The 25,986-nt window shown below is 63.2% G+C and carries 25 protein-coding genes; 12 read left to right on the top strand and 13 right to left on the bottom strand.

From position 1 onward, the window contains the following. The first annotated feature begins 147 nt into the window (after nucleotides 1-147). Nucleotides 148-1,443 carry a hypothetical protein gene (locus AC1RT8_RS23360; protein ID WP_493078808.1) on the top strand — a complete coding sequence of 432 codons (1,296 nt, stop codon included), beginning with the start codon at nucleotides 148-150 and terminating at the stop codon, nucleotides 1,441-1,443. 4 nt (nucleotides 1,444-1,447) lie between these two features. On the opposite strand, the gene AC1RT8_RS23365 is transcribed toward AC1RT8_RS23360, so the two are convergent. From AC1RT8_RS23365 to AC1RT8_RS23415, 11 genes are all read right to left on the bottom strand, one after another. Beyond that, nucleotides 1,448-1,936, bottom strand: a complete 489-nt coding sequence (locus AC1RT8_RS23365; RefSeq protein WP_493078810.1) for a DUF6644 family protein — start codon at nucleotides 1,934-1,936, stop codon at nucleotides 1,448-1,450. A 29-nt stretch (nucleotides 1,937-1,965) separates the two neighbouring features. Then, the gene (locus AC1RT8_RS23370; protein ID WP_493078812.1) at nucleotides 1,966-2,445 is read right to left on the bottom strand and encodes a DUF6644 family protein; all 480 of its coding nucleotides are present in this window, start codon (nucleotides 2,443-2,445) and stop codon (nucleotides 1,966-1,968) included. 122 nt (nucleotides 2,446-2,567) lie between these two features. Beyond that, nucleotides 2,568-3,809: a C4-dicarboxylate transporter DctA gene (gene dctA / locus AC1RT8_RS23375; protein ID WP_493078813.1), complete on the bottom strand. Its 1,242-nt coding sequence runs from the start codon at nucleotides 3,807-3,809 to the stop codon at nucleotides 2,568-2,570. A gap of 86 nt (nucleotides 3,810-3,895) precedes the next feature. Beyond that, nucleotides 3,896-5,398, bottom strand: a complete 1,503-nt coding sequence (locus AC1RT8_RS23380; protein ID WP_493078814.1) for an amidohydrolase family protein — start codon at nucleotides 5,396-5,398, stop codon at nucleotides 3,896-3,898. Between the two features lie 62 nt (nucleotides 5,399-5,460). After that, complete coding sequence (locus tag AC1RT8_RS23385) at nucleotides 5,461-6,165, bottom strand: hypothetical protein (protein ID WP_493078815.1); 705 nt, start codon at nucleotides 6,163-6,165, stop codon at nucleotides 5,461-5,463. 97 nt (nucleotides 6,166-6,262) lie between these two features. Continuing rightward, nucleotides 6,263-6,787: a GlcG/HbpS family heme-binding protein gene (locus AC1RT8_RS23390; protein WP_493078816.1), complete on the bottom strand. Its 525-nt coding sequence runs from the start codon at nucleotides 6,785-6,787 to the stop codon at nucleotides 6,263-6,265. A gap of 74 nt (nucleotides 6,788-6,861) precedes the next feature. After that, complete coding sequence (locus AC1RT8_RS23395; RefSeq protein ID WP_493078817.1) at nucleotides 6,862-8,973, bottom strand: TonB-dependent receptor; 2,112 nt, start codon at nucleotides 8,971-8,973, stop codon at nucleotides 6,862-6,864. 311 nt (nucleotides 8,974-9,284) lie between these two features. Then, nucleotides 9,285-10,202, bottom strand: coding sequence for a hypothetical protein (locus AC1RT8_RS23400; protein WP_493078819.1), 918 nt, complete (start codon nucleotides 10,200-10,202; stop codon nucleotides 9,285-9,287). 77 nt (nucleotides 10,203-10,279) lie between these two features. Further along, entirely contained in the window at nucleotides 10,280-10,669 is a 390-nt protein-coding gene (locus AC1RT8_RS23405; RefSeq protein WP_493078821.1) for a DUF6152 family protein, read from the bottom strand. A gap of 74 nt (nucleotides 10,670-10,743) precedes the next feature. Continuing rightward, nucleotides 10,744-12,069 carry an MFS transporter gene (locus AC1RT8_RS23410; protein WP_493078823.1) on the bottom strand — a complete coding sequence of 442 codons (1,326 nt, stop codon included), beginning with the start codon at nucleotides 12,067-12,069 and terminating at the stop codon, nucleotides 10,744-10,746. Nucleotides 12,070-12,096: 27 nt separating this feature from the next. Continuing rightward, nucleotides 12,097-13,050 carry an NAD(P)-dependent oxidoreductase gene (locus tag AC1RT8_RS23415; RefSeq protein ID WP_493078825.1) on the bottom strand — a complete coding sequence of 318 codons (954 nt, stop codon included), beginning with the start codon at nucleotides 13,048-13,050 and terminating at the stop codon, nucleotides 12,097-12,099. Nucleotides 13,051-13,138: 88 nt separating this feature from the next. Between AC1RT8_RS23415 and AC1RT8_RS23420 the strand changes: the two genes are divergently transcribed. From AC1RT8_RS23420 to AC1RT8_RS23445, 6 genes are read left to right on the top strand one after another with little or no spacing between them, the layout of a single operon-like run. Further along, nucleotides 13,139-14,005, top strand: coding sequence for a fumarate hydratase (locus AC1RT8_RS23420; protein WP_493078826.1), 867 nt, complete (start codon nucleotides 13,139-13,141; stop codon nucleotides 14,003-14,005). Then, nucleotides 14,005-14,637 (top strand): fumarate hydratase C-terminal domain-containing protein, encoded by a 633-nt coding sequence (locus tag AC1RT8_RS23425; RefSeq protein WP_493078828.1) that lies wholly within the window; start codon nucleotides 14,005-14,007, stop codon nucleotides 14,635-14,637. The genes AC1RT8_RS23420 and AC1RT8_RS23425 overlap by 1 nt, the downstream gene beginning before the upstream one ends. A gap of 34 nt (nucleotides 14,638-14,671) precedes the next feature. Next, a complete protein-coding gene (locus AC1RT8_RS23430; RefSeq protein ID WP_493078830.1) occupies nucleotides 14,672-15,322 on the top strand; it encodes a flavin reductase family protein in 651 nt (216 codons plus the stop codon). 8 nt (nucleotides 15,323-15,330) lie between these two features. Beyond that, a complete protein-coding gene (locus AC1RT8_RS23435; protein WP_493078832.1) occupies nucleotides 15,331-16,158 on the top strand; it encodes a cupin domain-containing protein in 828 nt (275 codons plus the stop codon). Next, nucleotides 16,155-16,880 (top strand): HpcH/HpaI aldolase family protein, encoded by a 726-nt coding sequence (locus AC1RT8_RS23440; protein WP_493078833.1) that lies wholly within the window; start codon nucleotides 16,155-16,157, stop codon nucleotides 16,878-16,880. Before AC1RT8_RS23435 ends, AC1RT8_RS23440 begins: the two co-directional genes overlap by 4 nt. Beyond that, a complete protein-coding gene (locus AC1RT8_RS23445) occupies nucleotides 16,877-17,773 on the top strand; it encodes an amidohydrolase family protein (RefSeq protein ID WP_493078835.1) in 897 nt (298 codons plus the stop codon). The genes AC1RT8_RS23440 and AC1RT8_RS23445 overlap by 4 nt, the downstream gene beginning before the upstream one ends. Here AC1RT8_RS23445 and AC1RT8_RS23450 read toward each other — a convergent pair. Continuing rightward, the gene (locus AC1RT8_RS23450; RefSeq protein WP_493078837.1) at nucleotides 17,760-18,437 is read right to left on the bottom strand and encodes a GntR family transcriptional regulator; all 678 of its coding nucleotides are present in this window, start codon (nucleotides 18,435-18,437) and stop codon (nucleotides 17,760-17,762) included. The genes AC1RT8_RS23445 and AC1RT8_RS23450 overlap by 14 nt on opposite strands. A 241-nt stretch (nucleotides 18,438-18,678) precedes the next feature. On the opposite strand from AC1RT8_RS23450, the gene AC1RT8_RS23455 reads away from it, so the two are divergent. The 5 genes from AC1RT8_RS23455 to AC1RT8_RS23475 are packed head-to-tail and all read left to right on the top strand — an operon-like array spanning nucleotide 18,679 to nucleotide 24,802. Then, nucleotides 18,679-19,773 (top strand): alpha/beta fold hydrolase, encoded by a 1,095-nt coding sequence (locus AC1RT8_RS23455; protein WP_493078839.1) that lies wholly within the window; start codon nucleotides 18,679-18,681, stop codon nucleotides 19,771-19,773. Nucleotides 19,774-19,821: 48 nt separating this feature from the next. After that, nucleotides 19,822-20,460 (top strand): 2Fe-2S iron-sulfur cluster-binding protein, encoded by a 639-nt coding sequence (locus tag AC1RT8_RS23460; protein ID WP_493078841.1) that lies wholly within the window; start codon nucleotides 19,822-19,824, stop codon nucleotides 20,458-20,460. After that, a complete protein-coding gene (locus AC1RT8_RS23465) occupies nucleotides 20,457-21,452 on the top strand; it encodes an FAD binding domain-containing protein (RefSeq protein WP_493078843.1) in 996 nt (331 codons plus the stop codon). The genes AC1RT8_RS23460 and AC1RT8_RS23465 overlap by 4 nt, the downstream gene beginning before the upstream one ends. Continuing rightward, nucleotides 21,449-23,665: a molybdopterin cofactor-binding domain-containing protein gene (locus tag AC1RT8_RS23470; RefSeq protein ID WP_493078844.1), complete on the top strand. Its 2,217-nt coding sequence runs from the start codon at nucleotides 21,449-21,451 to the stop codon at nucleotides 23,663-23,665. Before AC1RT8_RS23465 ends, AC1RT8_RS23470 begins: the two co-directional genes overlap by 4 nt. Before the next feature lie 30 nt (nucleotides 23,666-23,695). Beyond that, nucleotides 23,696-24,802: an alpha/beta fold hydrolase gene (locus AC1RT8_RS23475; RefSeq protein WP_493078845.1), complete on the top strand. Its 1,107-nt coding sequence runs from the start codon at nucleotides 23,696-23,698 to the stop codon at nucleotides 24,800-24,802. A 196-nt stretch (nucleotides 24,803-24,998) separates the two neighbouring features. Here AC1RT8_RS23475 and AC1RT8_RS23480 read toward each other — a convergent pair whose 3' ends face one another. After that, entirely contained in the window at nucleotides 24,999-25,883 is an 885-nt protein-coding gene (locus AC1RT8_RS23480; RefSeq protein WP_493078847.1) for an AraC family transcriptional regulator, read from the bottom strand. Nucleotides 25,884-25,986: the final 103 nt, after the last annotated feature.

Consider the following 25,986-nt stretch of genomic DNA (forward strand, 5'->3'; position numbering starts at 1 on the left):
ATCTGAAATGCCTATTATTCTAGGTTATATGACCCTATACAGTAGGTCAACGAAAATGGTCGCAAGGACGTGCGACCGGAGGCAGAGGTCGTCCCAGCGCCGGGTGGGCTTGTCGACAACCTCAGGGCATGAACCTAGATTGCAGCGATGAACGATAAGAATGACGAATTGGGGAGGCTGGCGCAGCAGGTGCGCACGCAGGATGCGCTTGGACGGTCCGCGACGCTCATTCGTCTTTTCGATTTCCTTGAGGAGACGAGCGTCGCCGGCCGTCCGGCCAAGGAAATCGAAGTCGCGTGCGCCGTTTTCGGCGAGGACAAGTCGGTCGACGCCATCCAGGACGCGTCGGTCCGGGTGAACGTCCATCGCCTGCGCAAGAAACTCGATGAATTCTATGCTGACCGCTGCTCCGACCAGGACCAGAGGCTGGTCATTCCGAAAGGCGAATATCGGCTCTCGGTGGTGGCGCTACGGCCGACATCGTCCGAGGCCGGGGCGATGGAGGCGCCAGGACGCGCAGCATGGCGGCATCGGTTTTCGCTGATAGCGAGCGGCGTCGCGATCGCGCTTTCGACCGCGGCGATCGGTACGTGGCTGTTCCTGCCGCGGCAGAGCATCGCCCATACACAACTCGAGGAAGTGCGCCAGGCCCCCTTCTGGGCGGCCGCGCTCGCACCTAGGCATCAGACGACGATCGTGCTCGGCGACTATTATATGTTCGGCGAGGCCGACCAGAGTGGAAATGTGTCACGGCTCGTCCGTGAGTTCTCGGTCAATTCGCGCTATGATCTCGACGAGAGGATCATGGAGGATCCGCGCCTCGCCGGCCGTTATGTCGATGTGGGCCTCCGCTATTATCCGATCGGCGTGGCGCGGGGCTTGCGCGACATTCTGCCGATCATGGATACGGGCGAGCGCCCCAGGGTGGTCTCGGCATCCGACCTGACGCCTGGCATGCTGCGGCTCCAGAACATCGTCTATCTCGGTTATCTGAGCGGCCTCGGCCGGCTGCGCAGCCCTGTCTTCAACGGGTCGCGTTTCAAGGTCGGCAACTCCTATGACGTGCTCGTCGACCTTAGGACGGGGCGGACCTATGCCGGTTCTCCCGATCGCAGCGACGATGATCAGCCACGTATGGACTATGCCTATATCAGCCGCTTTCCCGGGCCGGTGAACACCTCGGTGGTGATCATCGCGGGTACGCGCGATGCAGCCGTCATGCAGGCATCCGACTTCGTCACCCATCGGGCGAACCTGGAGGCCATGGCGACGATGGCGGGCAATGCGGAGTCCTATGAGGCACTGCTCCGGGTCGACACCCTGGGCGACCAGAATCTCGGCGGCAAGCTGCTGGTCGCCTCGGCGCTTCAGGTCGACAAGATCTGGAACGGGCGCGCGCCGCAGCAATTCCCGGACGAGCGCATGCCCAATTCCAATCCCTGAGAGGTCAGACGAAACCTATCCAGCGGCCAGCGAAGACCACAAAGGTCCACAAGAGCAACGAAAGCGATCCGGCCACGCGCGCGGCGCGCGGCGTCGGGATATCATGGTTCCAGTTTTGCGCCGTCTTGTAGGCGGTGAGGTGGAAGTAGGCCATGTTGGCCCCCGCGAGCGCCAGCAGCAGGAATTTGATGCGGAACGGGATATTGTCGTAATATTTGGTCGCGGCCGAGCAGAACATCAGCGTACCCGAGATCGCCGCAAGCACGAACGCGCCCCAGGTCCAGGGCAGCGTCTCAGCTGAAAGCTCAAGTACACCGACGTCTCGTCGCGAAACCCCAAGCAAGCGCAGGTCGAGCCGGGCAATCGTGCCAATGACGATAACGAGGGCGAGCACATGGATCGTCTCGATCGCCGGGAACATCCAGTCGGATTCGGCGATGGCGACCGCGAAGGGCTGTGCCTCGATCCAGGCGCAAAGACCATAGAGCGACATTTCTGATTATCCTCTCTTCTCGGACCGGCTCAGCCGTAGGCGATCCAGCGACCGCAAAAGATGATGGCGACCCAGAAGACGAGCGAGACGAGCGCCGTTGAGCGTACGACCAGCCGTTTTCTCCCGGGCATTTCGCTGAACGCGCAGTCGTCCAGGCTGTTCTGCAGCCAGAGCGTTGCCCCGGAGACGATGACGACCATCGCCATCTTGCTCCAGAAATAGGCACTGGTGAGTTCGCGCTCCGGTTCGCCGACCACCATGATGAGACCGGTCGCAAGCAGAACGGGAAGCCCCCACCATATCCACGGAAGGAACCAGGCCGCCATGGTACGAACGGATTGGCCGCGGCCAATGAAGCCCGCCAGCCGCAGGTTCATCAGCGCTATGGACGACATGACGGCCGCAATGGCGAGAATATGAACGCTCTGGACGACGGGAATGACCCACCCGGTCTCGCCGATCCAGATACTGACCGGCCACTCCGCCATGGACTGGCTGAGCGAAAGCATAGAATGTGAGGCCGACATACCCCTCTCCCTTGTTGTTCAGCTTCTCCAGGAGTCGATAAAACCTATTAAACAAGGTTTTTAGGTTTTACAACCCATGCCGAGCGGCTGGATTTGGTCTTCGCTCAACCGAGACGGGCACGCAATTTTGTCATGTCGAGGGCTCCTTCCCAATGTGAGATGACGATCGCGGCAAGCGCATTGCCGAGCAGATTCACCAGCGTGAGCGCCTCCGCCATGAGACGATGGATGCCAAGTATGAGCGCGATCGAGGCAACGGGAATGGTATGGAGCGTGCCGAGTGTCGCCGCGAGGACGACAAAGGCGGCGCCGGGGACAGCCGCGGCCCCCTTGGACGTGACGAGCAGGACCGCCATCAGCGCGAGCTGCTCGCCGATGCTCATCGGCGTGTTCGTCGCCTGGGCGAGGAACATGGCTGCGGTCGCGAGATAGAGACAGGTGCCGTCGAGATTGAAAGAATAGCCCGTCGGGACGACCAGACCGACCACTGCCTCGTCGCAGCCCAGATCCTCGAGCTTTTCCATGAGGCGCGGAAGGACCGTCTCGGTCGACGTCGTCGCGGCGACCACGACCACCTCGTCGCGGAAATAGGCGATGAAGCGAAAGAGGTTGATCCCCACCATCCAACAGATGCCGCCGAAGACGATAAGAACGAAAACGATCGAGACGAGATAGAATTCGGCGATCAGGGATCCCAGGGCCGCGAGCGAGCCGAGCCCGAACTTGGCAACGGTGAAGGCGATGCCGCCGAAGGACCCTATGGGCGCGGCCCACATGATGAAGCCGACGATCCTGAAGAAGACGCCGTTCAGTGTCTCCACCACACGGACCAGGCCTTGTCCCTTCTCGCCCAGGCGGCCGAGCGCGAAGGCGAACAGCAGGGAGACGAAGAGAATCTGGAGCACATCCTGCTGCGCGAAGGCGGCGACGAAGGTCGTCGGGATGATGCCGAGGAAGAAGGGGACGAGGCCGGTCTCGTGCGCCTTCTGGGTATAGGTGGCGATCGAACTCGTATCGATGGTGGTGGCGTCGACATTCATGCCGGCGCCCGGCTGCCAGATGTTGACCGCGACGAGCGCGAACAGCAGCGCGAAGACGGTGACGGCGATGAAATAGCTCAGCGACTTGGCCACGACTCGGCCGACACGGCGGGCATCGTTGATGCTCGCCACGCCATGGACCACGGTGCAGAAGACGACCGGCCCGATGATCATCCGGATGAGGGCAATGAAGGCGTCGCCAAGCGGCTTCATCTTCTCGCCGATATCGGGCGCGAAGTGGCCGAGGAGAACGCCCGCGACCATTCCGATCACCACCTGGAACCACAATTTCCCCAGTAACTTCATGCCGCCCCGCCCGCCCTGTTTCAGTGTTCCTGATCGTCCCGGCAGGTTAGCTGGCCAGCGCGAGAGTCCGTCGCCCGATCCGTCGATCAGGCGGAGGCGCGGCGCGCATAGCCATAGCGCATATTGCTGGGATTGGGGCCGTTCCTGATATAGTCGGCCTTGATCATGGCGACCTTGTCGCTGTCCCGGCGCGTCTCTTTCGGATCGATCTTGAACAGCTTGTAGCCGTTCTCGGCGAGGATGCCGCGCTTGATGGGGCCGTCGGCCGGCCCCAAGGGTGCAAACCCGAAGCGCTTTTGCATGTCTTCCGGAATTTCGAGGCGGCGGAGTCCTTCGATTTGCCATTGGGGCGAGCCGGTCCAGACGGCATCGGTACCCCAGAGGATCTTGTCGGCGCCCAACCCCTTGACCAGCGTGCCCATGAGCGCGGCGGCAAGGCGCGGCTGAGCGATTGCCGTATAGGCGAAGATCTGCCCCAGGTCGCCATAGACATTGTCGACGCCATATTTCCCGGGAATCTCGGCAAGGTCCGTGACCCAGGAACTGCGGCCAGTGCGCTCCCATTCGGCCATGGCCATGTCCGGGGTCCAGTTCGGGTCGCCGACATGGCGATAGCCGGAGTGGAAGATCACGAACTGGAGCTGTGGCCAATCCTTTGCTGCTTTGCCGACGTCGCTGACGTCGGCATATCCGGCGAGCGTGGGGAATTTCTGCTCGAGGGAAGGCGGAAACAGGCCCTTGTGGATGCAGATCTGCGTAACGCCGGCTTTCAACATCCGCTCATAGGCCGGATACATCAGCTTTTCGTCGTCGAGGCGCCAGGGCTTGGCCAGATTCTTGTTCGTGTTGTCGCCGATCGTATAGCCCTTCCAGCCGACCGGAGCGAACGCCGGCGCATGCTCGATGCCCTCGAGCCAGCCCGGCTCGTGCGGATTGAAGGTATAATGGGCATACATGCGCTTCGATCCCGCAAAGGCATTGACCTTGTCACGCGCATCGAAGGCCATCTTGTTGGTGAGGAACCAGTCGGCCTCGACCTCGGACGGTGAATTGCTGATCGTGGCGACGACCGTGTCGCTGTCGAGGAAGATTTCCTTGAAATAGTTCGCGAACTGGAGGCTCTCGATCGTCTGTTCCTTGCCGGCGAGATCGCCGTTCCAGCCCATCTTGCCGACGGCCTGGCGCATGCGGAGCAGGCTGGTGAGGCGCGTGTCCTCGCGCAGGAAGTGCGTGTGGCCGTCGAAGACATTCTGTCTGGCGAGCTTGGCGCGGAGTTCGTCGGCGAGCTCGGGCGTGGCCGCCTCGGCCTCGGAGACGGCAAAGATATTGCCATAAACCTCGTTCATCACGGCAAAGGCGGTCGCCATGCCGGCGGCGGTCTGGAAGAATTTGCGGCGGCTGAGGCCGAGCTTCGCGGCGCGCTCGGCGCCGACAGCCTTCAGGCGGACCTCGACCGCTTTTTGCTTGGCCGTTTGCGGCTCGGGGAAATATTCGGTGCTCGCAATGATCCGGGTCGGAAGAGGCGAACGAAAGGACAATTCCTCCGCGGGGATCAATTGTTCGAGTTCTTCGTCGCTAATATGGGGCATTCTTCAGTCCTATCATCGGTATAGCTCGGCAAAGCCCATCTCATTCGGCCATGATGCGGCCCTCAATCGGCAGCGAAACAATAGAGCAATCCCACGCCGCCGGTCTGGACCAGGGCTGGCTGGCTGCATGACCGGCTCGGATGGGATGAGTTCCACGAGCCGTTGCCGCCGCCATTCTTGTCGCTATGCCCAAGCTGCGCATGGCCATCACCATTGCTCGTCCAGTTGTGACATGTGCGGTCCTCGCCCGGCGGAAAGGCGCGGCCATCGGGCATCGTGCCGGTCAGGATGTCGTGCCGATTCGGCTGCTCGCCGAAGCCCGGGATCGTTTCACCCGTCTCGGTCAGCGCGGTCCCGCGGCCAAGCATGATGCCTAGCCTGGCCATCTCCAGCGTATCGCCGTGGAGGTGCGCCAGATCGGGCGCGACCATGACGCCCTTCTGATTGTACCACGGGCCGCTGCCGATACGGTCGCGCGCGTTCACCGCGCCCGGACCCTGCGTCGACAGATAGGCCCGCCATGTGGCAGAGCCGCGCCCGGCTTCGGCACCGAGCTTCTGGCAGTGCGCGTCGCCCCCTGCGAGACCGCCAAGATTTCCGCCGTCACCGAGCGGCCTGCCGGTGACGAAGAAGGTCATCGGACGGGCGGGCTGCACAGGGGCCTGTGGTTGGGCCGACTGCGCAGGAGCCTGGGCGTCGCCCTGCGCAGCCGCCTGTATGCCCCCCCAGCACATGAGTGCCGACACGGTGATGGCGAGAAGAGCCATGCGCGGTGAGTTCAAAGGTTTGTCCCTTCGCCACGAGCCAGTTCGAGTCGGAATACATATTAACACATGTTTATAGTTTTATAACAGCCAGATGCGGTTAGTGGCCTTCGCGCGCCGTCAGGGCTTCCGGCGGAACGGTCTTGGGCGCCAACCCGACCTTCTCAAGGCCGGCCATGCCGCACTGATGATCGTTGATGCTGACACCGCCGCCAACGCCCACGGCACCGGCAAGGGCACCATTGACGAGCACCGGAATGCCCCCCGGCGAGGCGAGCAGGCCGCGGTCGCGCAGGAACTCGGGATTGAGCTGACCGATGTCGCGGCCGATGCGGCGGGTATAGAAAGCGGTCTTCGCCTTCAGGCCCGAGGTCTCGGCGCCGATGTCGCTGGTGCCGTCCATGCGGTAGAAATAGAGGATCTGCTGGCGGGCATTGAGAATGGTGACCGCCTGATGCCACCCATTCTTGCGTGCCATCTCGACGCAGGTGTCGCCGATGATCTTCGCCGCCTCGGCGGTCAGGTCGGGCTTGCTCTCGATCGCGTTGGCGTTTTGCGCATCCGCGGCGCTCGCGAGCAAGCCCAGCGCCGCGACGAAGATGCCTGCTTTGAGGAATATTGCCATGTACGTCTCCCGTTTCTGTCCCGCCAGACTCCAGGCGCGGAGGATGCTGTCCGGGCGCGCCCGGACGTCGAAAATCAGTATTTGTAGGTCAAGCCGATCGACCAGGTGCGCGGCGCAGCGATCTGTGCCGAGTTGCGCGGCGCGCCGATTTCCGCGCCGCTGATGAACGACTGGTTGTAGATGCGGTCCAAGAGATTGCTGACAGAGCCATAGAGACGGAAGGACCCCTTCTCGATGCTCGCCCCGACGCTGGTCAGGTTATAGGGGGCGCCGCTGTAGATGGCCGAGGGGTAGTAGAATTGGCGGCCGGTAAAGGCGATGTCGCCGCGCAGACCGAGACGCCAGCCATTGTCGAACCCATGGTTCCAGTTGAAGCCCAGGCGCGCCTGATATTTGGGCGCCCAGGGCACCTGTTTGCCGTCGAGGTTGATCGTCGTGCGCGTGTTCGCGTCGAAGAAGAGCGCATTGTCCCAGGCCGCATGCAGCCAGCTGCCGCTCGCATTGAGGTGGAGCGAATTCGTCACCGGGATATCGAGATCGGCCTCGACGCCATAGTTCGTCGAGGGGCCGATATTGCGGTTGACGGTCACGATGTTGCCGCCGCCACCTTGCAGTTCGGTGATCTGGAAGAGGCGATCGGTATATTTGATGTAGAAGGCGGCCGCGTTGAACCGGACGCCACCCAGGATGGTCGACTTGAAGCCCAGCTCGTAGTTCCAGGTCTTCTCGGGACGATAGGTTTCGAGGAACGGCACGTTGGCGGACGTGAAGCCCTCATAGGCGCCGCCGGGCGTGGCGCCACGCGAGATCGTGGCATAGCCCATGATCCGGGGCGCGAACTTGTACGAGATCGAGCCTCGCGGCAGCAGGGCATTGCCGTTGTTCTCGACATAGCTGGGCGAGCCGATCGGAAACAGATTGTCCCGGGGATCGCGAAGCGAAAGCTCGTCGCGGCCGTAGCGCGCGCCGAGTTCGAGGGCCCATGGCCCGGTCGCGTAAGTGGCGTTCGCAAAGAGCGCATAGGTGCGCACCTTCTGCACGACATTCGACGCGCTGACATTGTAGTTTGCCGGATTGGCCAGATTGGCCGGGGTTGCGGGGAAGCGGAAGAAGCTCGTCGATGTCAGGATTTTGTGATAGTCATTGGCCTGGAAGAAGCCGCCAACCAGCCACTGGAAGGGCGAATTGCCCGTCGTGCCAACGCGGATTTCCTGACTATAGACCTCCCGGTGCGTTTCGCCCACGCTGTTGACCAGCGGCGTCGCGATCTTGTCGACGTCGGTCATGGTGTCGGAATCCGAGACGAAGCCCGAGGTGATCGACGTCAACTCGAGATCATCGTTCATCTCGTGGTGGATGGCGAGCGACCCCGAATAGATGTCGCGCTTGAAATGGTCCGGGCTGCCATGGGTGATGCTAAGACCGGCGTCTTCCGGGCTCGCCGCGACGCGATAGAGGTTGGAATTGCCCGTGTCGATCAGGTCCATCGTGAAGTGGAACGTGATGTGGGTCCGGCCCGGATGGTCGAGCGTCAAGCGCAAGCCGTCCTCATCGGTGAGGCCCGCCTTGCGACTGCCCGTGACGGAATTGTAGACAAACCCATCGGTCGAGTTGTGGAAATAGTTGATGCGGGCGTTGAGGCCGTCGAACAGCGGCCCCGATACGATCGCGTTGCCATAGATGCTGTTATAACCGCCACCTTCGAGCGTGGCCTCGGCCTCGAACTTTTCGGTCGGCAGCTTCGTCGCATATTTGATCGCGCCGCCGATGCTGGCGCCGCCATAGAGGGTGCCTTGCGGGCCCTTCAGGATTTCCACCTGCGCGATGTCCGAGAAGCGGGCGGTCTGGCCTTCGAAAACCTGGACGTCGTCGACATAGAAGCCGACACCGGGCGTCAGGCCGAACGAGCCGACGCCGCGCATCGAGACGTCCGCCGTGTTGTCGGCGCGGGTGCGGATGTTCAGATCCGAGGAGAAGCGTTTCATATCGTCGATGTTGGTGACATTGCCGTTGGCAAGGTCGGTCGCGGTGAGTGCGTCGATCGCGATCGGAACGGTCTGCGCACTCTCGGAGCGCTTGCGCGCGGTCACGATGATATCTGCACTGACCGCCTCCGCTTCCGCATCGGCGCCGGGCGCGACTTCCTGCGCCTGCGCGGCACCGGCAAACGAGATGAGCGCGCTCATGGCAGCGCCCGCAAGAAATACAGCACGAACTTCTTTTGTCATTCTATCCTCTCCCCTTTGCCCGGCTGGACCTTTGCCCTAATCCCAAGGCTTTCTCTGCAACAGGCGACATGATCGCGCCTGACAATCCACATAAAACAGCAGAAAACCGCCATTTCCCAGTGAGAAACTCCGGTCTCGCCCTTAGAAACCCTAAGACCTAGTGTTTTAGGTTATAAGGGCTATTAGCGCCCGATAATCGGGGCCGCAAGCCCCTTCTCGCAATCTTGTCGCGGAAGCTGTGACGAACCGGCCCCTTACGGGACCCGCGGTCATTCCTCCGGCTCTTCCGGCAGGTCGAAGCCGTATCGTTTGCGCGGTTCGGTATCGAGATGGACGATCAGGTCGCGATCGGGCCAGTCGCGATTGTTGTCGGTGCAAAAGTCCTCGACCATCCCGTCATTGACCCAAAGCTTGTAGGTCAGCGTATTCTTGACGGGCTGGGAGAAGGCGACCGGATCGTCGAGGACAATCTCGAGGGTCAGTGTCACGGGATCGGTGCGCGTTATGCGCTCGGTAACGTGAAGCTTGGAGGAATGCGGCATGCCCGGCGAAGACGAGAGGGTGAACTCCCGTCGGAGGCCGATGGTGTCGACGACGAGGGTCTTGCCTTCCCAATGAGCGATCGAATGGCCATCTGCGGACGGCATGAGATCGTCGCCCCCCGGGTGCTGCCGGCCGTCGGTGTAGATCCGGCGGGTGGGCGACATGCGCTGGAACATCATCAGCACGCGACCGGGTGTCTGGGTGATCTCCATCGGTGCCGGGAAGCCGACATAATTCTTGTAGAGGCCGGCCGGCCAGCAGGCTGCCTGCGGGTCGCCATAGGGCAAGCCCTTGTGCTCGGAGTCGCGCCTGGCCTGATAGACCTTTTGCCATTCCGGCTTGTAGGGAAAGCCGTCCTGGCCCGTTTCGTTTCGCTGCGGGAGTTGGGTCCCGTCCAGCAGAAAGAAGCGTTCGAGTTCCACCTTGGGATCGGGCCGCCAGAAGCCCGAGATGTTCGGCACGGCCGGATCGGCATATTCAATGTCGGTCTTGGCAAGATCGACATCCGCGACCTTCGCCGGCCGCGGATCCTTGTTCGGCGCATCGCTCTGGGCGGCTGCACCGCTCGCACCCAGGAACATCGCGACGGCCAGCATTGTGGGCGCGGCCGTCAGGCAAGCGCAAATCCGTCCCCTGACTTTCATCTGTCCTTGTCCTTACATTAGGGCGTTGACCGGCCGAATGGGGCCGGATGGCTGCACGATATCGACCCGCAGCAGAATCAGCCCTTTGGCGGTCCGACCTTCACGCCGCCCGTCAGGATCGCGGAGACATAGTGACCGCCGCTTCCGCCCGTGCGCAGGGGATTGATAACGATCGTGACGATATCGCCAACCTTGGCGCCCGACTTCTTCCAACCGTCGCGCGCCATGCCGGCGGGCGGATTGCCTTCGATGGTCCAGCGGGCTTGTGCCCCGCCCTTCCCCTTTACGAGAAGGACGACATAGGTATGCGGATTGGTCCATTCGAGCTCGGAGATCGTGCCGTTGAGCGTGATCGTCTTGCTGCGGTCGAACGCGGAATAGGAATGATGCGCGGCGACGGGCGCGGCAAGAACAAGGCCCGCCGCCGCGAGCGCCCCGGATACCATCGCCACCAAATTACGAGACATAGTGCCATTCTCCATTGTGTTGTCATTCCTCGGCAGGACCGAAGCCGGTTCCGGCAAGCGGGAAGTTTCCATCCTCAGATTTCCGATGCCGCACGGCTGGCCGGAGGTGCGTTCAACCCGGCTCCGCGTTCGCGCATGAAGGCGATGACGCAGCCAATGAGAATGGCGAACAGGCAGAGGCCCGGTACCGCCAGGGCCGCCGAGGGATCGCCCCCTGCCTTGGCAACGGCGGGCATCGCATTCTGGGCGACGATACCGCCGAAATTGCCGATCATGCTGATCGCGGCGATTGCCGCCGCCGAACTCGCTCCACGGAAGATCCGCACCGGGAAGGTCCAGTAGAGGCCTAGCGTGAGCGAGATGCACGGGATGCCGACCAGCAACGCGAAATAGCGCAGCAGATGGCTTTCGTTCGCCGCGGCGAGGCCCGCCGTGAGCGCGCCCACGACGCAAAGCGAGATCATGGTGATGAGCACGCTGCGAGTGGTCGAAAGCAGCTTGGGCAGCGTCAGCAACAGGACGATGTCGATCGCCCAGGGCAGGGCGACCAACAAGCCGTTCTGGGTTCCGGTGACGCCGAAGGTCCTGATGACGCTCGGCGACCAGTAGATCACGCCGAACAACGCGGTCAGAATGACGGCGTAGATAAGGCCATGGCCGAGGACGCGCGGGTCCGCGAGCGTCGCCCAGGGCTTTGGCGATTTGGCTACGGGCGTCGCTTCCCGCTCGATGAGCTCAATGAGCCGGGAGCGCTCCTGCTCGTCGAGAAAGTCGGCGCGGTCAGGGCTGTCCTTGAGCTTCCAGAGCACCAGGAAAATCGTCGCCATCGGCATGATGCCGGTGACGATGAATATCCATTGCCAGCCCTGGAGGCTGCCGACGCCCGACATGTCGAGTAGCGGGCCCGAGATCAGGGCCCCGACGCCATTGCCGAGCGCGCTTCCGACCGTCAGGAACGCCATGGCGCGCGGCTGCTGCGATTTGGGGAACCAGATCGAGACATAGTAGAGAAGTGCCGGATACAATCCGGCTTCGGCCATCCCCAGCCCGAAGCGCAGGATGTAGAAGGTGGTCGCCGAATTGGTCAGCGCCAGCAAGAGCGTTGCCAGGCCCCAGGTTGCCATGATCCGCACGAACCAGGTCCGCGCGCCGTAGCGATGGGCCGCGAGAGCGCTTGGGATTTCGAAAAGAAGATAGCCGACATAGAAGAGCGAGGATCCAAAGCCGAAAGCGGCTTCGCTCATTCCCAGATCCTCGGCCATGCTGAGTTTCGCGAAACCGATATTGGACCGGTCGATGGTCCCAACGGCCATGCAGAGCGCCACCAATGGCATGACCCGCCAGATCGTCTTGTCGAGTATCGCCTTGTCGTCCCGGGATAGCGCCGGCGCAGTGTTCATCATCATTAACCCTCTTCCAAACCGGGCTCAGCCGGCGCAATTCGCTTCTTGTTGTTCGGCGACATAGGCTCTGGCGCCCTCGACCAGCCGCGCGATGGCATCCGCCCGGCCCTCGAAGGTCAGCGATGCGGCATGCGGCGACAGGAGGACGTTGGGGAGATCGAGAAGGCGCGGATCAGGCCTGGGTTCGGACGCGAAGACGTCGAGCGCCGCGCCCCCGATGCGGCGCTCTTCGAGCGCCTCGATCAGCGCTTCCTCGTCGATGACGCTTCCGCGCGCGACATTGACGATGATGCCCCCATCGCCAAGCGCCTCGAGCACATTCGCGTCCACCAGATGGCGCGTCTCGGGCGTTCCGGCGCAAGCGAGGACGAGGATATCGACCGAACGGGCAAGGTCGACAGCGGCCGCATGATAGGTGAAACCTGTCTCCGCGCGCGGGTTCCGGCTGTGATAATGGACTTCCATGCCGAGTGCCGCCGCTTTCTCGGCGATCCGCATCCCGATCCGGCCAACCCCGACGATCCCGATCGGTGCGCCGGTGATACGCCGCGTGAACGATGGCGGCTTCGCGCCCCACAGCCCCCCGCGAACCGTCGCGTCAGCCTGGCGGAGCTGGCGCTGCGCGGCGAAGGTCATCGCGATCGCATAGTCCGCGACATCTTCCGTCAGTTCATCGGGCGTGTGCACGATGGTGATACCGCGGCGCTCGGCCTCCGCAAAATCGATGAACTCGGCGCCCGCTCCGAAAGAGAGGACGAGCTCGAGACTCGGCAATGCGTCCATGACTGACGAGGGAAGGCCCAGCATCGCTCGGGTCAGGACCGCTCGAATGTCGCTCGGTATGTTCGAAGCGGACCTCGCCTCACTCCCTTCCATAACCCATTCAACAAGGTCAAAGTAAGGTGCGATTGCCAGCTTGATATCGCCAGCCACTGCTCCGATGACGAGGATTGGTGGCTTGCGAGAAGGGTTGGCCATAGTTTCGACTCTCCGGTTTTGTGGCTTGACACTCTCAGGTGGCCTGACTAGCTCTTAGCCCATAACAGTAGGTCATTGAAAGAAGATAATGATAACGGAGGAGCTTGTTCAGGAGGTTACGGAGCGGTTGTATTCCGACGCGCTTCGCAAGGTACCGGATGACACCAAACAGGCGCTCGCGATCGCTCGAGATCGCGAGGAAATCCCTGCGGCAAGGGCCACGCTCGACCTCATGCTGAAGAGCGCGATCGCCGCGGAAACAAATGACAAGTTCGTCTGCTCGGACAGCGGATTCCCGATCTATCTGCTCGAAATCGGCGGTCGGGCGAAGTGGTCGGGCGACCTCAAAAAGGCTATCGTACGCGGCTTCGCACATCTCGCAGAGACGATTCAGCCGCCACTCCTCAAGCATATCAACAACCCGCTCACCAACGAGCGGGGCCATGCCGGCAAGGAAATCCCCGCGATCAGCGTCGATCTGGTCGGGGATGCGGATTATATCGACATCACCTGCATCCCGAAGGCGCTCGGATCGGGGCGCTGGGCGACGATCGAGACCTTCATCTCGCCTTCGCTCGGGGACATCGAAGAACATGTCATGAAGGCGATCATCGCCGCGGGCTCGCAGCATTGCCCGCCGGTCGTGGTCGGCGTCGGCATCGGCGGAAATTTCGACATGGCCGCGAAACTCGCCGTCAAAGCGACCTATCGGCCCGTGGGTAGCGAGAATCCCGAGCCGATGCTGCAGGCGATGGAAGAGCGACTGACCGAGGCCGCGAATGCCACCGGCTTCGGGCCCATGGGCACTGGCGGCTCGACCACCGCGTTAGGCGTCCATATCGATTATGCGTTCGGCCATGGCTACACGCCGGTCGCGGTCTGCTTCAATTGCTGGATCAATCGGCGTGCGAAGGCGCGCCTGCACAGCGACGGCACGGTGGAAAGGATCTTCTGATGGCCGAATACCATCTGACCCTGCCCCCGACGGCCGCGGACATCGAACAGCTGCGTGTCGGCGATCTCGTCTATTTGTCGGGCGAGATCACCGTGACGGGAGGGCTGCCCGCGCACAAGCGCATCATCGAGTTTCTGGACAAGGGCGAACCATTGCCCCTGCCTGTTACCGGCGCGTTCCTGCATCTCCCGCATATGGTCGAGAAGCGGGACGGCGACGAGCACTACACGATCCACTATGTCAATCCGACGACGAGCATGCGCTTCGACAGCTTCATGCCCAGGCTCGTCAAGGAGCTCGGCCTCAGGATCGTCGGCGGGAAGGGCGGCCTCAGCGCCACGTCGGTGGCGGCGCTGAAGGAGGCCGGCTGCGTCTATGTGTCGCTGCTGGGCGGAGGAAGCCCGATGCTCTCGGCGGGCATTGCCGATGTCATCGACGTCGCCTGGAACGATTTTCCGTCACATTTCCGGCTCAGCCGCCTGAGACTTGCGGAGCTGGGCCCATTGACAGTGGGCATCGATGCGCATGGCAATTCGATCTACGACGATCTGGCAACCCAGGCGCAGGAGCGGCTGCCCGCTATTCTTGAGAATCTCGAGCGGCGGCGCAAAACGGCCCTGACGGGAAAGTGATTACGCCACGCTTCGACAGTTCAGCGAGTCATGCATGACAAACAGTGAGCCCTTATTCATCGATACGTTGAAGGACGAATACAAGCGAGGCATTTTCAATGCCATCATCGCGCCCCGCCCGATCGGGTGGATCAGTACCTTGAATCCCGATGGCACGGCCAATCTTGCGCCTTTCTCCTACTTCACGATCGTCTCCAACCTGCCGCCCGTCCTGATCTTTTCGTGCAACACACCCGAAGACCGTCAGGCAAAGGATACACTTAACAATGCCCGCGTGACCGGCGAATTCGTGTTCAATCTCGTCAGCCATGACCTGGTCGAGGTAATGAACAAGACCTCGACGCCGGTTCCATTCGGCCATGACGAGTTCGAATTCGTCGGGATCGAGAAGGCGGCGAGCCGGTTCGTCGCCCCGCCCCGGGTCGCGGCCTCGCCCTGCTCGCTCGAATGCAAGGTCATGAAGATCGTCTCGATCGGCGGCGGTGACGAAGGACCGGAGACGAACGTAACCTTCGGCCGGGTCGTCGGAATGCATATCGCCGCCGGTTATCTGCATGACGATGGCCATTTCGACACGGCGCTCGCCAACCCGGTCACGCGGCTGGGCGGCGCCGAATACGCGATTTCACAACCGAGTTTCGAACTGGAGCGCCAGTTCTCTCGGGCCAATGAAGCAACATATTGAGGGTCAAAATGGCGGAAACAGATCGTAACGCCATCGTCGTCGACCTGAACGGCGGGGGTAATCGCAAGCTGGCACGCGGCCAGAACTTCTTTGTCGAGCGCATCGACACCACGCCCGGCGAGGTGCTCGCCGTGGACAGCGAGCATGAGACGATCCTGCTCGTGATCGAAGCGGCCGGGACGATCGTCATCGGGGACGGCGACACGGCGATCGGAAGCCGGAGCGTCGTCATCGTTCCACCGGGCGCCTATGAGTTCACGGCCGCTATGGGCGGGCGGATTTATGTCCTCGCGACCCAGCGGAACGACGTCCCGGTCGAGGATGCCGTGAACGCCGCGCAATATGCCGTCGACGACAGTCGCGTAGCGCCGATCGGAGAATCCTTCGCCAATCGGGGAACCGGTCTTGCCGTGCTGCCGATCGACGAGGTCCTGCCGCCGCCAGGCAATACCCGCATCAAATTCATCCAGAGTGCCACGATGAGCATCAACTGGGTCGAATATGCGGGGCCCCGCGACCGCACGGTGCTGAGCCCCCATTCGCACGCCGATTTCGAGCAGGGCTCGCTCGCGATCGAGGGCAACTTCGTCCACCATGTCCGGACGGAATGGTCGGCGAACGCCAACCTCTGGCGCGAGGATGGCCATCTTCCGGCGGGACGCGACACGCTGTTGATCGTTCCGCCCGAGATCGTTCACACGACCGAGGGCGTGGGCGACCAGCCCCATATCCTGATCGATATCTTCGCGCCGCCGCGCCGGGACTTCATCGCCAAGGGCTTCGTGTTCAATTGGGCCGACTATGCGGATCCGGCGCTGCCCAAGGTGCATTCGTGAGCCAGGGGCCCGGCGACGCCATCCGGTGCGGCATCTTCATCAAGACGCTCTCGCCGCATATCGTTGAGGTGCTCGAGAATAGCGGGCTCGATTTCGCCGTCATCGACGCCGAGCACGCCCCTTTCGGGGATCGCGACCTCGACCTGATGATGCTCGCCGGGCGCGCGGTCGATCTGCCGCTCTATGTGCGGGTGCGCGACCAGGGGCCCGCCGGCATCCAATCCGCGCTCGATCTCGGCGCCTGCGGCGTTGTGGTCCCCCATGTCGACACGCCCGAGATGGCGCAGGCCGTCGTGCGCGCGGCGCGCTTCGTGGGCGGGATACGCGGCTATTCGGGCAGCACCCGCCACGCCGGCTATGGCAAGGCGACGATGGCGGACGCCGTTGCGCGCGGGGACCGAGCCAAAGTCATCGTCCAGATCGAGCATCCGGTCGCGGTCGATAATGTCGAAACCATTCTTGCTGTCCCGGGCGTCGACGGCCTCCTCATCGGCAGAGCCGATCTGGCGCTTGCCATGGGCTATACCGCGCAAGGGCCCGAAGTCGATGCCGCGGTCGACGCGATGCTCACCCGCATCACACCCGCTGACAAGATCATCGGGCTGGTGGTCTCGAGCCCGGCCGAGCGCGAAGACTATGCGGCCCGCGGGGCGAACTGGTTCCTGGTCGGGACCGATCACGGCCTGCTCTGCCGCGGCGTAAGCGCAGCGCTCGCGAAATGACATATCGCGAGCCGCTCGTGCGGGGCGCCGGTCAGGAGCCGGAGGCCATCGCGGTCCCACGCGCTTCGTGCGACTGCCATTCGCACGTCTTTCCGAACCTTGCTCGCTATCCCCTGCCCTTTCCGCCAAGCTATGAAACGCCGGCCGCGCCGACGGACCTGCGCCTGGCCGTCGCCGCTGAAGCGGGTCTGGAACGCGCCGTTCTCGTACAACCCAGTCCTTATGGCACGGACGTCACGGCCTTGCTCGACGCGCTCGCAGCCGCCGGCGATCGCTGCCGGGGGATTGGCGTCGCCGATAGTGCGGTGAGCGATGACGCGCTTGTGCGGATGCACGATCATGGCGTGCGTGGCCTGCGGTTCATCGAATCGCGGCTGCCGAACGGGGACCGCTATGCCGGTTCCGTCAGCCTCGACGCACTTGACCGGCTCGCGTCGGGCATGGCCGGAATGGGCTGGCATGCGGAACTCTGGAGTCCCCTGGAGCAAAGCCTGGCTGAACTCGATCGCATCGCGGCGCACGGCCTTCCGGTCGTTCTCGATCACATGGGCGGCTTCGACGTGCGGCGGGGGCCAGACCATCCGCATTTTCAGGAACTGCTCGCGCGCGTGCGCGAGGGCAGTGTCTGGGTGAAGCTCACGGTCTGCCGCCGGGTCGACAGTCTCGCGGCCGTCGATATCCTGAAGCCCTTCCACGACGCGCTGGTCGAAGCAAATCCGAAGCAGCTCCTCTGGGGAACGGATTGGCCCTTTGTACGGATGGAGAATCCGCCGAGCACGTCGGACCTGCTGAGGCTCTTCCTGCGCTGGGTTGAGAATCCGCAGCTCGCGTTGCAGATCCTGAGCTTGAACGCGCAGCGGCGCTACGACTTCCGCGAGGTCATTTCGCCTTGATGTTCAGGCGGACGATGTCGCCGCGATAGGTTCCCCGGGCAAAGAGCATGATCCCACCCTTGGCGTCGAGCGCATAGCGATTGACGTTGGCGACCGGCGCCGAAAGCTGCATGTGCAACATCTCCGCGACTTCGAGGTCGGCGGCGCCGATCGTCATGAACTGCTCGACTTCCGCCACCTCGTTCCCGGGGATGTCAGAGACGATCTTGAGCGCGGTCTTGCGGGTGAATGCCGATCGCGGGATGTGATTCACCAGGTCTTCGGAGATGAAGACGTCGGCGAACATATAGGCCTCGCCGTTGCGCCAATGCCGGCGCTTGAGATGCCGGTAGCGCCCGATCGGCTCGCCGACGTCAACGCTCCCTGGCAGGCTTGCCTGCCGGATTTCCGATATGAGTTCGATCTGGGCGCCTTCACGCGATTGCAACAGACCGAAATAGTCGGTGTGCAGATCGCACCAGAGCTGCTCCTTCTGGCTCCCGGTGACGAAGGTCCCTTTCGCCCGGTGGCGTTCGATCAGGCCGTCATTTTGCAGAACGCTCAGCGATTGCCGGATCGTCTCGCGGGCGACGCTGAACTCCTCGGAGAGTTCGACCACCGTCGGGATCTGCGCCCCTTTCGTCCATTCGCCGGTCTCGATCTTCCTGCGGAAGTGCGCGGCCAACTGGACATATCGAAGGACACCTCGGCGATCGAGGTCGATGGGCTCGCGAATAGCGGGTCCTGCTTTGACTGCTGACATGGGTTTTAAAATAGAGGCCCGCGCCCTGCGGTCAAGCGGTTAGCGCAGGGTTTGACCCAAATAAATGCCAAGGCAGCCGGCACCAGCCTTGAACTGAAAAGCCTATTGCCCTAGGCTTTTCAACAAATCCCGGAAATGAGGATCAAATGAGAGGTTCAGTCGCGTGTGGAAACCGTTTCTAGCCGCTGCGCTGTTGCTGCCGGCGTTTGCGCCGTCGCCGGCAGGCGCGCAAGAAAAAGCCGCGCCGACCTGGCCGCGGCAAAAGGAGGCGACCGCCGTCCTCCGCGACATGGCTTTCAATGACGGCACGCACATGGCTGCGCTCAGGATCAACTATGTGACGATCGGGACCTTGCGGCGTGATGCCAGTGGGCGGGCGATCAATGCGGTGCTCCTGCTGCACAGCACGAGCGGCAGCTCGAAGAACTGGCTGAACCCCGATACGGCCGAACCGCTTTTCGGGCCGGGCAAGCCGCTGGATGCAACGCGCTATTTCATCGTGATGCCCGACAGCATCGGATCGGGCCGGTCATCGAAACCGAGCGACGGACTGCGCGGCGCCTTTCCGCACTATCGCTATCGCGATATGGTCAATGCGCAGCATCGCCTTCTGACCGAGGTCCTGAAGATCGACCATGTCCGCCTTGTCCTCGGGGTGTCGATGGGCGGCATGCACACCTGGCTCTGGGCCACCCTGTATCCGGACTTCATGGACGGCGCGGTGCCGATGGTCGCGCAACCGGCCCCCCTTCATGGTCGAAACTGGATGGCACGGCAGATTTCGATCAATGCCGTTCACCAGGATCCCGACTGGAACAATGGATTCTACACGCGCAAGCCAGTCCAATGGACGGTCGTCGCGCCGCTTGTGCGGCTGATGACCGAGAATGACGAGAATCTCTCGCGCATGGCGCCCAACCCGCAAGCGGGCGCGGCGGTGGTCAGGAAGTGGCAGGAAGACGCGCTGAAGCTCGATGTGAACGACGATCTCTGGGCCCGCGAGGCGTCGCAGGACTATGATCCCTCGCCTGCGCTCGAGAAGATCTCGGCGCGGCTCATGGCGATCAATTTCGCCGACGATGCCGCCAACCCGGCGGATGCCGGTACGATGGAGGCCGCGATAAAGCGGATTGCTCGCGGGTCCTATGTGCTGGTCCCCGAGACGCCGGAGTCGCATGGCCATCTGTCGTACACGAATGCGGACCTATGGGCACCGGCGCTGAACGACTTCATGAACGCGTTGCCGGAAGCGAAGTGAGCGGCCTAGCGGACGAGGTGTCGCCGTTGGCGGCGCGAGGAGAAGGCGATGAAGGAAAAGAATAAGGGCGGCGGCCTGAATCGCCGGGACTTCATCGCTTCGGCGCCGCTGGGCGTCGTGGCCATTTCGGCTGCGGCGGATCCGGTCGCGGCCGAGAGCCGGAACACACCGTCGCCCCTTGTCGAGGTGAACCTGTCGGTGAATGGCCGGCGCCACGCCCTGTCGCTTGATCCACGAGTGACGCTGCTCGACCTGCTGCGCGAGCATCTGCAGCTTCCGGGTACGAAGAAGGGTTGTGATCAGGGCCAATGCGGCGCCTGCACGATCCTGGTGAACGGCCGCCGCATCAACAGTTGCCTGACCCTCGCGGTGCTGCACGAGGGCGACGAGATCATCACGATCGAGGGGCTCGGCATGCCCGACAATCTCCATCCGATGCAGCAAGCCTTTCTCGATCATGACGGCTTTCAGTGCGGCTATTGCACGCCCGGACAGATCTGCTCGGCTGTCGGCATGCTGGCCGAGGTGAAGCGCGGGATGCCGAGCCATGTGACGGAGAATCTCGAGGCGCCGACCGCGCTCACCGATGTCGAGCTCCGCGAACGGATGAGCGGCAATATCTGCCGGTGCGCCGCCTATCCCAATATCGTCGCCGCCATTCGCGACGTCGCGGAGAAGGCGGCATGAGGGCCGTCACATTCGAGCGTGCAAGCTCGCCGGGCCAGGCGGCCATCGCCGCTCGTGACCATGCACAGGCGCGCTTTATCGCCGGGGGCACCAACCTGCTCGATCTCATGAAGGTCGATGTGGAGCGCCCTGCCCATCTCATCGACATCAATCGTCTGGACATGGGGAAGATCGAGCCGACCGCCCAGGGCGGCCTCCGCATCGGCGCCCTTGTCCGCAACAGCGACCTCGCCGCCGATGCGCGAGTCCGCAAGGGCTATCCGGTCCTTTCCCGTGCCCTTTTGTCCGGTGCGAGCGCGCAGTTGCGCAACAAGGCGACGACCGGCGGGAACCTGCTTCAGCGCTCGCGCTGCTTCTATTTCTACGACACGACAAAGCCGTGCAACAAGCGCGATCCCGGCACGGGCTGCGCGGCGCTCGGCGGCTTCAATCGGATCCATGCCATATTGGGGGCAAGCGAGTCCTGCATCTCGACCCACCCTTCCGATATGGCGGTGGCGATGCGCGCACTTGATGCCGTCGTCGAGACGATCGGACCGGATGGCGGCCGAAGCGAGATTCCGATCGCCGATTTCCATCGCCTGCCCGGCGACAGCCCGCATATCGAAACCAACCTTCCCGCCGGGCACCTCATCACCGCAGTCACCCTGCCGCCACCGCTCGGCGGCAGGCACGCCTATCGCAAGGTTCGCGACCGCGCCTCCTACGCCTTCGCCCTGGTCTCGGTCGCCATGGTGCTGCGGATGCAGGGCTCACGCATCGAGCACATCCGGCTGGCCTTTGGCGGCATCGCGCACAAGCCGTGGCGCTCGATCGAGGCCGAGTCCGCCCTTATCGGCACCGATGGCCGTGCGGCGGCACGGAAAGCGGCCATGGACCAGCTGCTCGAGGGCGCGCGGGGTTATGGCCACAATGATTTCAAGCTCCCCCTGCTCCGGCGAACCGTCGATGCGGTGATCGATCAGGCACTGAAGGAAGGGCGGAAGGCATGACCGCACCGCAGGCACAGCATCCGCTCGATGGCGGCAAGTCGGTCGGCAAGTCGGTCAACCGGATAGACGGGGCGCTGAAGGTCTGTGGGCAGGCGCCGTACAGCTACGAGTATCAGGTCGAAGGTCAGAAAATGGCTTATGGCTGGATCGTCCTCTCCGGCATCGCCAAGGGGCGCGTCACGCGGATCGACACGGTCGATGCCGAACGCGCGCCGGGCGTGCTGCTCGTCTATACCTACAAGAATGTGCCGAAGATGTCGGCACCCAGGAACAATCTCGTCTCGCAGCTCAGCGGCCCGGAGATCCAGCATCACGGCCAGGCGGTCGCGTTCGTCGTCGCCGAGAGCTTCGAACAGGCGCGCGGCGCAGCGGCTCTGATCCGGATCGGCTATGAGCATGCCCGCGGCAGCTATGATCTCGCCGCGGGCATCCCCCATGCCGTGAAGCCCGATGACGAGGATCCCAATGATATCGACCAGGTAACCGACTCCAACCTGGGCGATTTCGCGACGGCCTTTGCGAAGGCCCCGGTTACGACGGACGAAACCTATACCACCCCCGACCAGTCGCCGATGATGATGGAGCCCCAGGCCTCCACCGCGCGCTGGGAGGGCGACACGCTGATCCTCCATACCTCGCATCAGATGACCAACACCTGCGCCGCGGACGTTGCGGCCATGATGGAGGTGCCTGTCCAGAAGGTCAGGGTGATCGCGGCCTATGTCGGCGGCGGCTTCGGATCGAAGCTTCGCACGCATGCCGACCCGGTGCTGGCGGCCTTTGCCGCGCGCCAGCTCGGGCGACCGGTCAAGGTCGCCCTCGCCCGCAACCAGATCATCAACCACACCACCCACCGGGGCGCCACGATCCAGCGCATCCGGCTCGGGGCGGACCGCAAGGGCAAGCTCCTCGCGATCGGGCATGAGGTTTGGGCGGCGCAGTTTCCGGGACGGGGCTATTATGAAGCCGCCGCCCGCCAGACCCGGCTCATGTACGCGGCGCCCAACCGGCTGACGTCGCACCGCACGGTGACGCTTGACCTCCCGGTCAACGCGGCGATGCGCGCGCCGCATACGGCAACGGGGCAGCTCACCTTCGAGGTCGCGCTCGACGAGCTTGCCGAGAAGCTGAAGATGGACCCGGTACGACTGCGCATCCTCAACGACTCCCAGGTGCATCCCGAGGTCCCGAGCCGCCCCTATCCGAGCCGCAGCCTCGTCGAATGTCTGGAGGACGGCGCGCGCCGCTTCGGATGGAGCAAGCGCGATTCCCGCCCCGCCCGGATCCGGGACGGCAAATGGCTGGTCGGGATGGGCGTGGCGAGTTCGATGCACCATCACGGTGTCCGCGCATCGCAGGCATTGTTGAGGGTCGACGCGAACGGAGTTCTCGTCATCGAGACCTCGATGACCGACATCGGCACCGGCAGCTACACCGTGTTCGCGCAGATCGCGGCCGAGACGACGGGGATCCCGCTCGAGAAGATCAGCGTGCGGCTTGGCGATACGAGCTTCCCGCAGGGTTCGGGCTCGATCGCATCAATCGGTGTCTCGTCGACCGGCGCCTCGGTCTATGACGGCTGTCAGAAGCTCTGCCGCGCCTTTGCCGAGAAGGCAGGAGTCGATCCTGCCGCAGCGCGCTTCCAGGACGGCACGATCCTCGCCGCGGGCAAGCCCATTCCTCTCGCCTCGCTCGTGCCGGCGGGCGGCCTCGAGATACTCGGCGTCTCCAAACCCGATAGCGGACCGAAGAGCAATGTGCAGGCGGCCTTCGGCGCGCATTTCTGCGAGGTCGGTGTCGACATGGACACCGGGGAAATGCGCGTGCGGCGCATGCTCGGCGTGTTCGCCGCGGGGCGGATCCTCAATCACAAGCTTGCACGCAACCAGGAGATCGGCGGCATGGTCTTCGGGATCGGCAGCGCGATGACCGAGGAGGCGGTGGTCGACAAGCGCTTCGGCTATTTCGTGAACCACGACATGGCCGAATATCATGTGCCGGTTCACGCCGATGTGCCCGCGATCGACGCCATCCATCTCGAAGAACGGGACGACAAGGCAGGGCCGATCGGGACCAAGGGCATCGGCGAACTCGGCACCTGCGGATCGGCGGCGGCGGTGATCAACGCAATCTACAACGCCACGGGCGTCCGTGTGCGGGACTATCCGGTGACGCTGGACAAGCTCCTGCCGGGCTTGCCGACCCGCACCTGACCGCACGAAACTCAGCTGGAGAGGATATCGATGAACAAGATGATGACGGCGTTTGCGCTGTTCCTGGCGGCCCTGGCGCCGGCCGCCCATGCGCAGAGCTGGCCCGACCAGAAGGAGCAGACCGCGATTTTCGCGAATATGCGGTTCGCCGATGGCGAGGTGCTTCCCGAACTCAGGATGCACTATGTCACGATCGGGAAGCTGCAGCGCGACGCAACGGGACGTCCGCTCAACGCCGTGCTTCTGCTCCACAGCACGAGCGGCGACAGCAGTGACTGGCTTCGGCCCGAGATGGCGGAGCCGCTCTACGGGCCGGGCAAGCCGCTCGACGCGTCCAGATATTTCATCATCATTCCGGACAATATCGGCCGTGGGGGATCGAGCAAGCCAAGCGACGGGCTGAAGGCACGGTTTCCGCATTATCGCTATGCCGACCTCGTCTCGGCGCAATATCGGCTGGTAACCGAGACGCTGAAGATCGACCATCTCAGGCTGGTGATGGGTGCATCGATGGGGGGTATGCACAGCTGGATGTGGGCCACGACCTATCCCGACTTCATGGACGGCACCGTTCCGCTCTCGAGCCAACCCATCGCGATCAGCGGCCGCAACTGGATGTCCCGGGAGATGACGGTGCAGGCGATCCGCAACGACCCCGACTGGAACGGCGGCAACTATACCAAGCAACCGGTTCAATGGACCTATTCGGCGCCGGTGCTCGCGCTCATGACCGACAGCCCCGAGCATCTCCAGGAGCTCGCGCCCGACCAGGCATCGGGGACGCGGCTGGTCATCCAGTTCCAGAAGAACGCGATGCTGTCCGACACCAACGACGTCCTGTGGGGCCGCGAGGCAGCGCAGGACTATAATCCCGAGCCGAATCTCGAGCGGATCAAGCGGCCCCTTCTCGCGATCAATTTTGCCGACGACGCGGTCAATCCGACGACGCTTGGCAATATGGAGCGGTCGATGAAGCGCATCCCGACCGGCCGCTACGTCCTGATCCCCGCCGGCAAGGAGACCCGCGGCCATGTGACCTATCGGACATCGCGTATGTGGGCAGACTATCTGGCGGCGTTCCTCGAGAAGCTTCCGCGCGCCAACCGGGGCGGAGAAGGACAAAAAGCGGCGGACTGAAAAGGTCCGCCGACGTCGCGGAGGGGTCCGCACCGGTCACCGACGATCTGGCGGGGGGCCGAACTGGAGCGGATTGCCGGGCGGCTGAGGCCCCTGTCCGAGGAGTGGTCGGGCGCGTGGGCCGGCGGGGGCGATGTGACGCGACGCGGCCGGCGGTCGCGGCTTTCCAGTTCGCCCCATTGCTCCGGCAAAGGCGCTATTTCAGCGGCAGAAACAACTCCACGACTACTTCATGTGCCGGCACCTCCGGGATGAGGAAGAGCCGGCGTTGGCAATAGATCGGGAAGTCACCTGCTTCCTCGCCGCTGGCCGGAAGCCAATCGCGATAGAGGTGGAGCGCGGCGGGTTCGAGATTGTTGCTATTGCCAGGATAGCGCAGCACCGCGCAGCGTCCGCCGGGGATCACGCCAGCCTTCATCTGCTCGTCGTTCGCTTCGATCGGCCGGTCGGTCCCGACACACAGGTCCATGCTGTAGTCGGCCGGGTTCGCGGGACACCGCTCGGAACGGAAGACCATGAAGGTTGGGCCTGTCTCGGGCGGCAAGCCGGCGGCCTTGCGCCAGGCAATGAAACGCTGGCGGGTGTCTCCGATCGTCGCCCGGTCGCCCCGGTGCTCCATGATCGCCACCGGCGTGGGGGGCACATCGCGGATCGTCACGTCGTCTTGGGTAAAGATAATCTGCATGAGCTTGCTCCTCGCATTGTCGAGAGGCCCGAAGGCCGCAAGCCACGGTTCCCAGTCGGGCGACTTCCGGAACGACGAAGGCGATTGTCCGAACCGTAGCCGAAAGGCGCGGGCAAAGGCATCCGGTGCGTCGTAGCCGGCATCCATCGCTATGTCCGTGACGCTCTCGGCGTCCTTGCAGGCAAGCCCGTGCGAAGCACGCTTCATACGGGCGAGCTGGACGTAGCGATGCACGGACATCTCGAAGGTCGCCGTAAACTGCCGATGGAAATGAAACCTCGAGAAGGCGGCGACGCGGCTCACCGTTTCCAGGTCCAGATCACCGTCGAGATGCCGGTCGATATAGTCCAGCACCCGCTGCATCCGGGCATGATAGTGTTGAAGCGCCGCCTTCATCGTCCCTTTCTCCGTGGCGGAACCAGCTAGGCCGTAGACTCATAAACGCGGAGCCACAGGCGCATTGATGCGATCTGGACCATGGCGAGGAAGTTCTCCGCCA

It is taken from the genome of Sphingomonas sp. GW821-FHT10F11 (assembly GCF_058809095.1).

Excerpts from the sequence above, each read along its gene's own strand:
- AC1RT8_RS23390 (WP_493078816.1), bottom strand. The coding sequence starts at position 6,787 with ATGGCAATATTCCTCAAAGCAGGCATCTTCGTCGCGGCGCTGGGCTTG.
- AC1RT8_RS23395 (WP_493078817.1), bottom strand. The coding sequence starts at position 8,973 with ATGAGCGCGCTCATCTCGTTTGCCGGTGCCGCGCAGGCGCAGGAAGTC.
- AC1RT8_RS23385 (WP_493078815.1), bottom strand. The coding sequence starts at position 6,165 with ATGGCTCTTCTCGCCATCACCGTGTCGGCACTCATGTGCTGGGGGGGC.
- AC1RT8_RS23470 (WP_493078844.1), top strand. The coding sequence starts at position 21,449 with ATGACCGCACCGCAGGCACAGCATCCGCTCGATGGCGGCAAGTCGGTC.
- AC1RT8_RS23430 (WP_493078830.1), top strand. The coding sequence starts at position 14,672 with ATGACAAACAGTGAGCCCTTATTCATCGATACGTTGAAGGACGAATAC.
- dctA (WP_493078813.1), bottom strand. The coding sequence starts at position 3,809 with ATGAAGTTACTGGGGAAATTGTGGTTCCAGGTGGTGATCGGAATGGTC.
- AC1RT8_RS23365 (WP_493078810.1), bottom strand. The coding sequence starts at position 1,936 with ATGTCGCTCTATGGTCTTTGCGCCTGGATCGAGGCACAGCCCTTCGCG.
- AC1RT8_RS23445 (WP_493078835.1), top strand. The coding sequence starts at position 16,877 with ATGACATATCGCGAGCCGCTCGTGCGGGGCGCCGGTCAGGAGCCGGAG.
- AC1RT8_RS23475 (WP_493078845.1), top strand. The coding sequence starts at position 23,696 with ATGAACAAGATGATGACGGCGTTTGCGCTGTTCCTGGCGGCCCTGGCG.
- AC1RT8_RS23370 (WP_493078812.1), bottom strand. The coding sequence starts at position 2,445 with ATGCTTTCGCTCAGCCAGTCCATGGCGGAGTGGCCGGTCAGTATCTGG.
- AC1RT8_RS23415 (WP_493078825.1), bottom strand. The coding sequence starts at position 13,050 with ATGGCCAACCCTTCTCGCAAGCCACCAATCCTCGTCATCGGAGCAGTG.
- AC1RT8_RS23420 (WP_493078826.1), top strand. The coding sequence starts at position 13,139 with ATGATAACGGAGGAGCTTGTTCAGGAGGTTACGGAGCGGTTGTATTCC.
- AC1RT8_RS23480 (WP_493078847.1), bottom strand. The coding sequence starts at position 25,883 with ATGAAGGCGGCGCTTCAACACTATCATGCCCGGATGCAGCGGGTGCTG.
- AC1RT8_RS23380 (WP_493078814.1), bottom strand. The coding sequence starts at position 5,398 with ATGCCCCATATTAGCGACGAAGAACTCGAACAATTGATCCCCGCGGAG.
- AC1RT8_RS23425 (WP_493078828.1), top strand. The coding sequence starts at position 14,005 with ATGGCCGAATACCATCTGACCCTGCCCCCGACGGCCGCGGACATCGAA.
- AC1RT8_RS23400 (WP_493078819.1), bottom strand. The coding sequence starts at position 10,202 with ATGAAAGTCAGGGGACGGATTTGCGCTTGCCTGACGGCCGCGCCCACA.
- AC1RT8_RS23460 (WP_493078841.1), top strand. The coding sequence starts at position 19,822 with ATGAAGGAAAAGAATAAGGGCGGCGGCCTGAATCGCCGGGACTTCATC.
- AC1RT8_RS23410 (WP_493078823.1), bottom strand. The coding sequence starts at position 12,069 with ATGAACACTGCGCCGGCGCTATCCCGGGACGACAAGGCGATACTCGAC.
- AC1RT8_RS23405 (WP_493078821.1), bottom strand. The coding sequence starts at position 10,669 with ATGTCTCGTAATTTGGTGGCGATGGTATCCGGGGCGCTCGCGGCGGCG.
- AC1RT8_RS23360 (WP_493078808.1), top strand. The coding sequence starts at position 148 with ATGAACGATAAGAATGACGAATTGGGGAGGCTGGCGCAGCAGGTGCGC.
- AC1RT8_RS23465 (WP_493078843.1), top strand. The coding sequence starts at position 20,457 with ATGAGGGCCGTCACATTCGAGCGTGCAAGCTCGCCGGGCCAGGCGGCC.
- AC1RT8_RS23435 (WP_493078832.1), top strand. The coding sequence starts at position 15,331 with ATGGCGGAAACAGATCGTAACGCCATCGTCGTCGACCTGAACGGCGGG.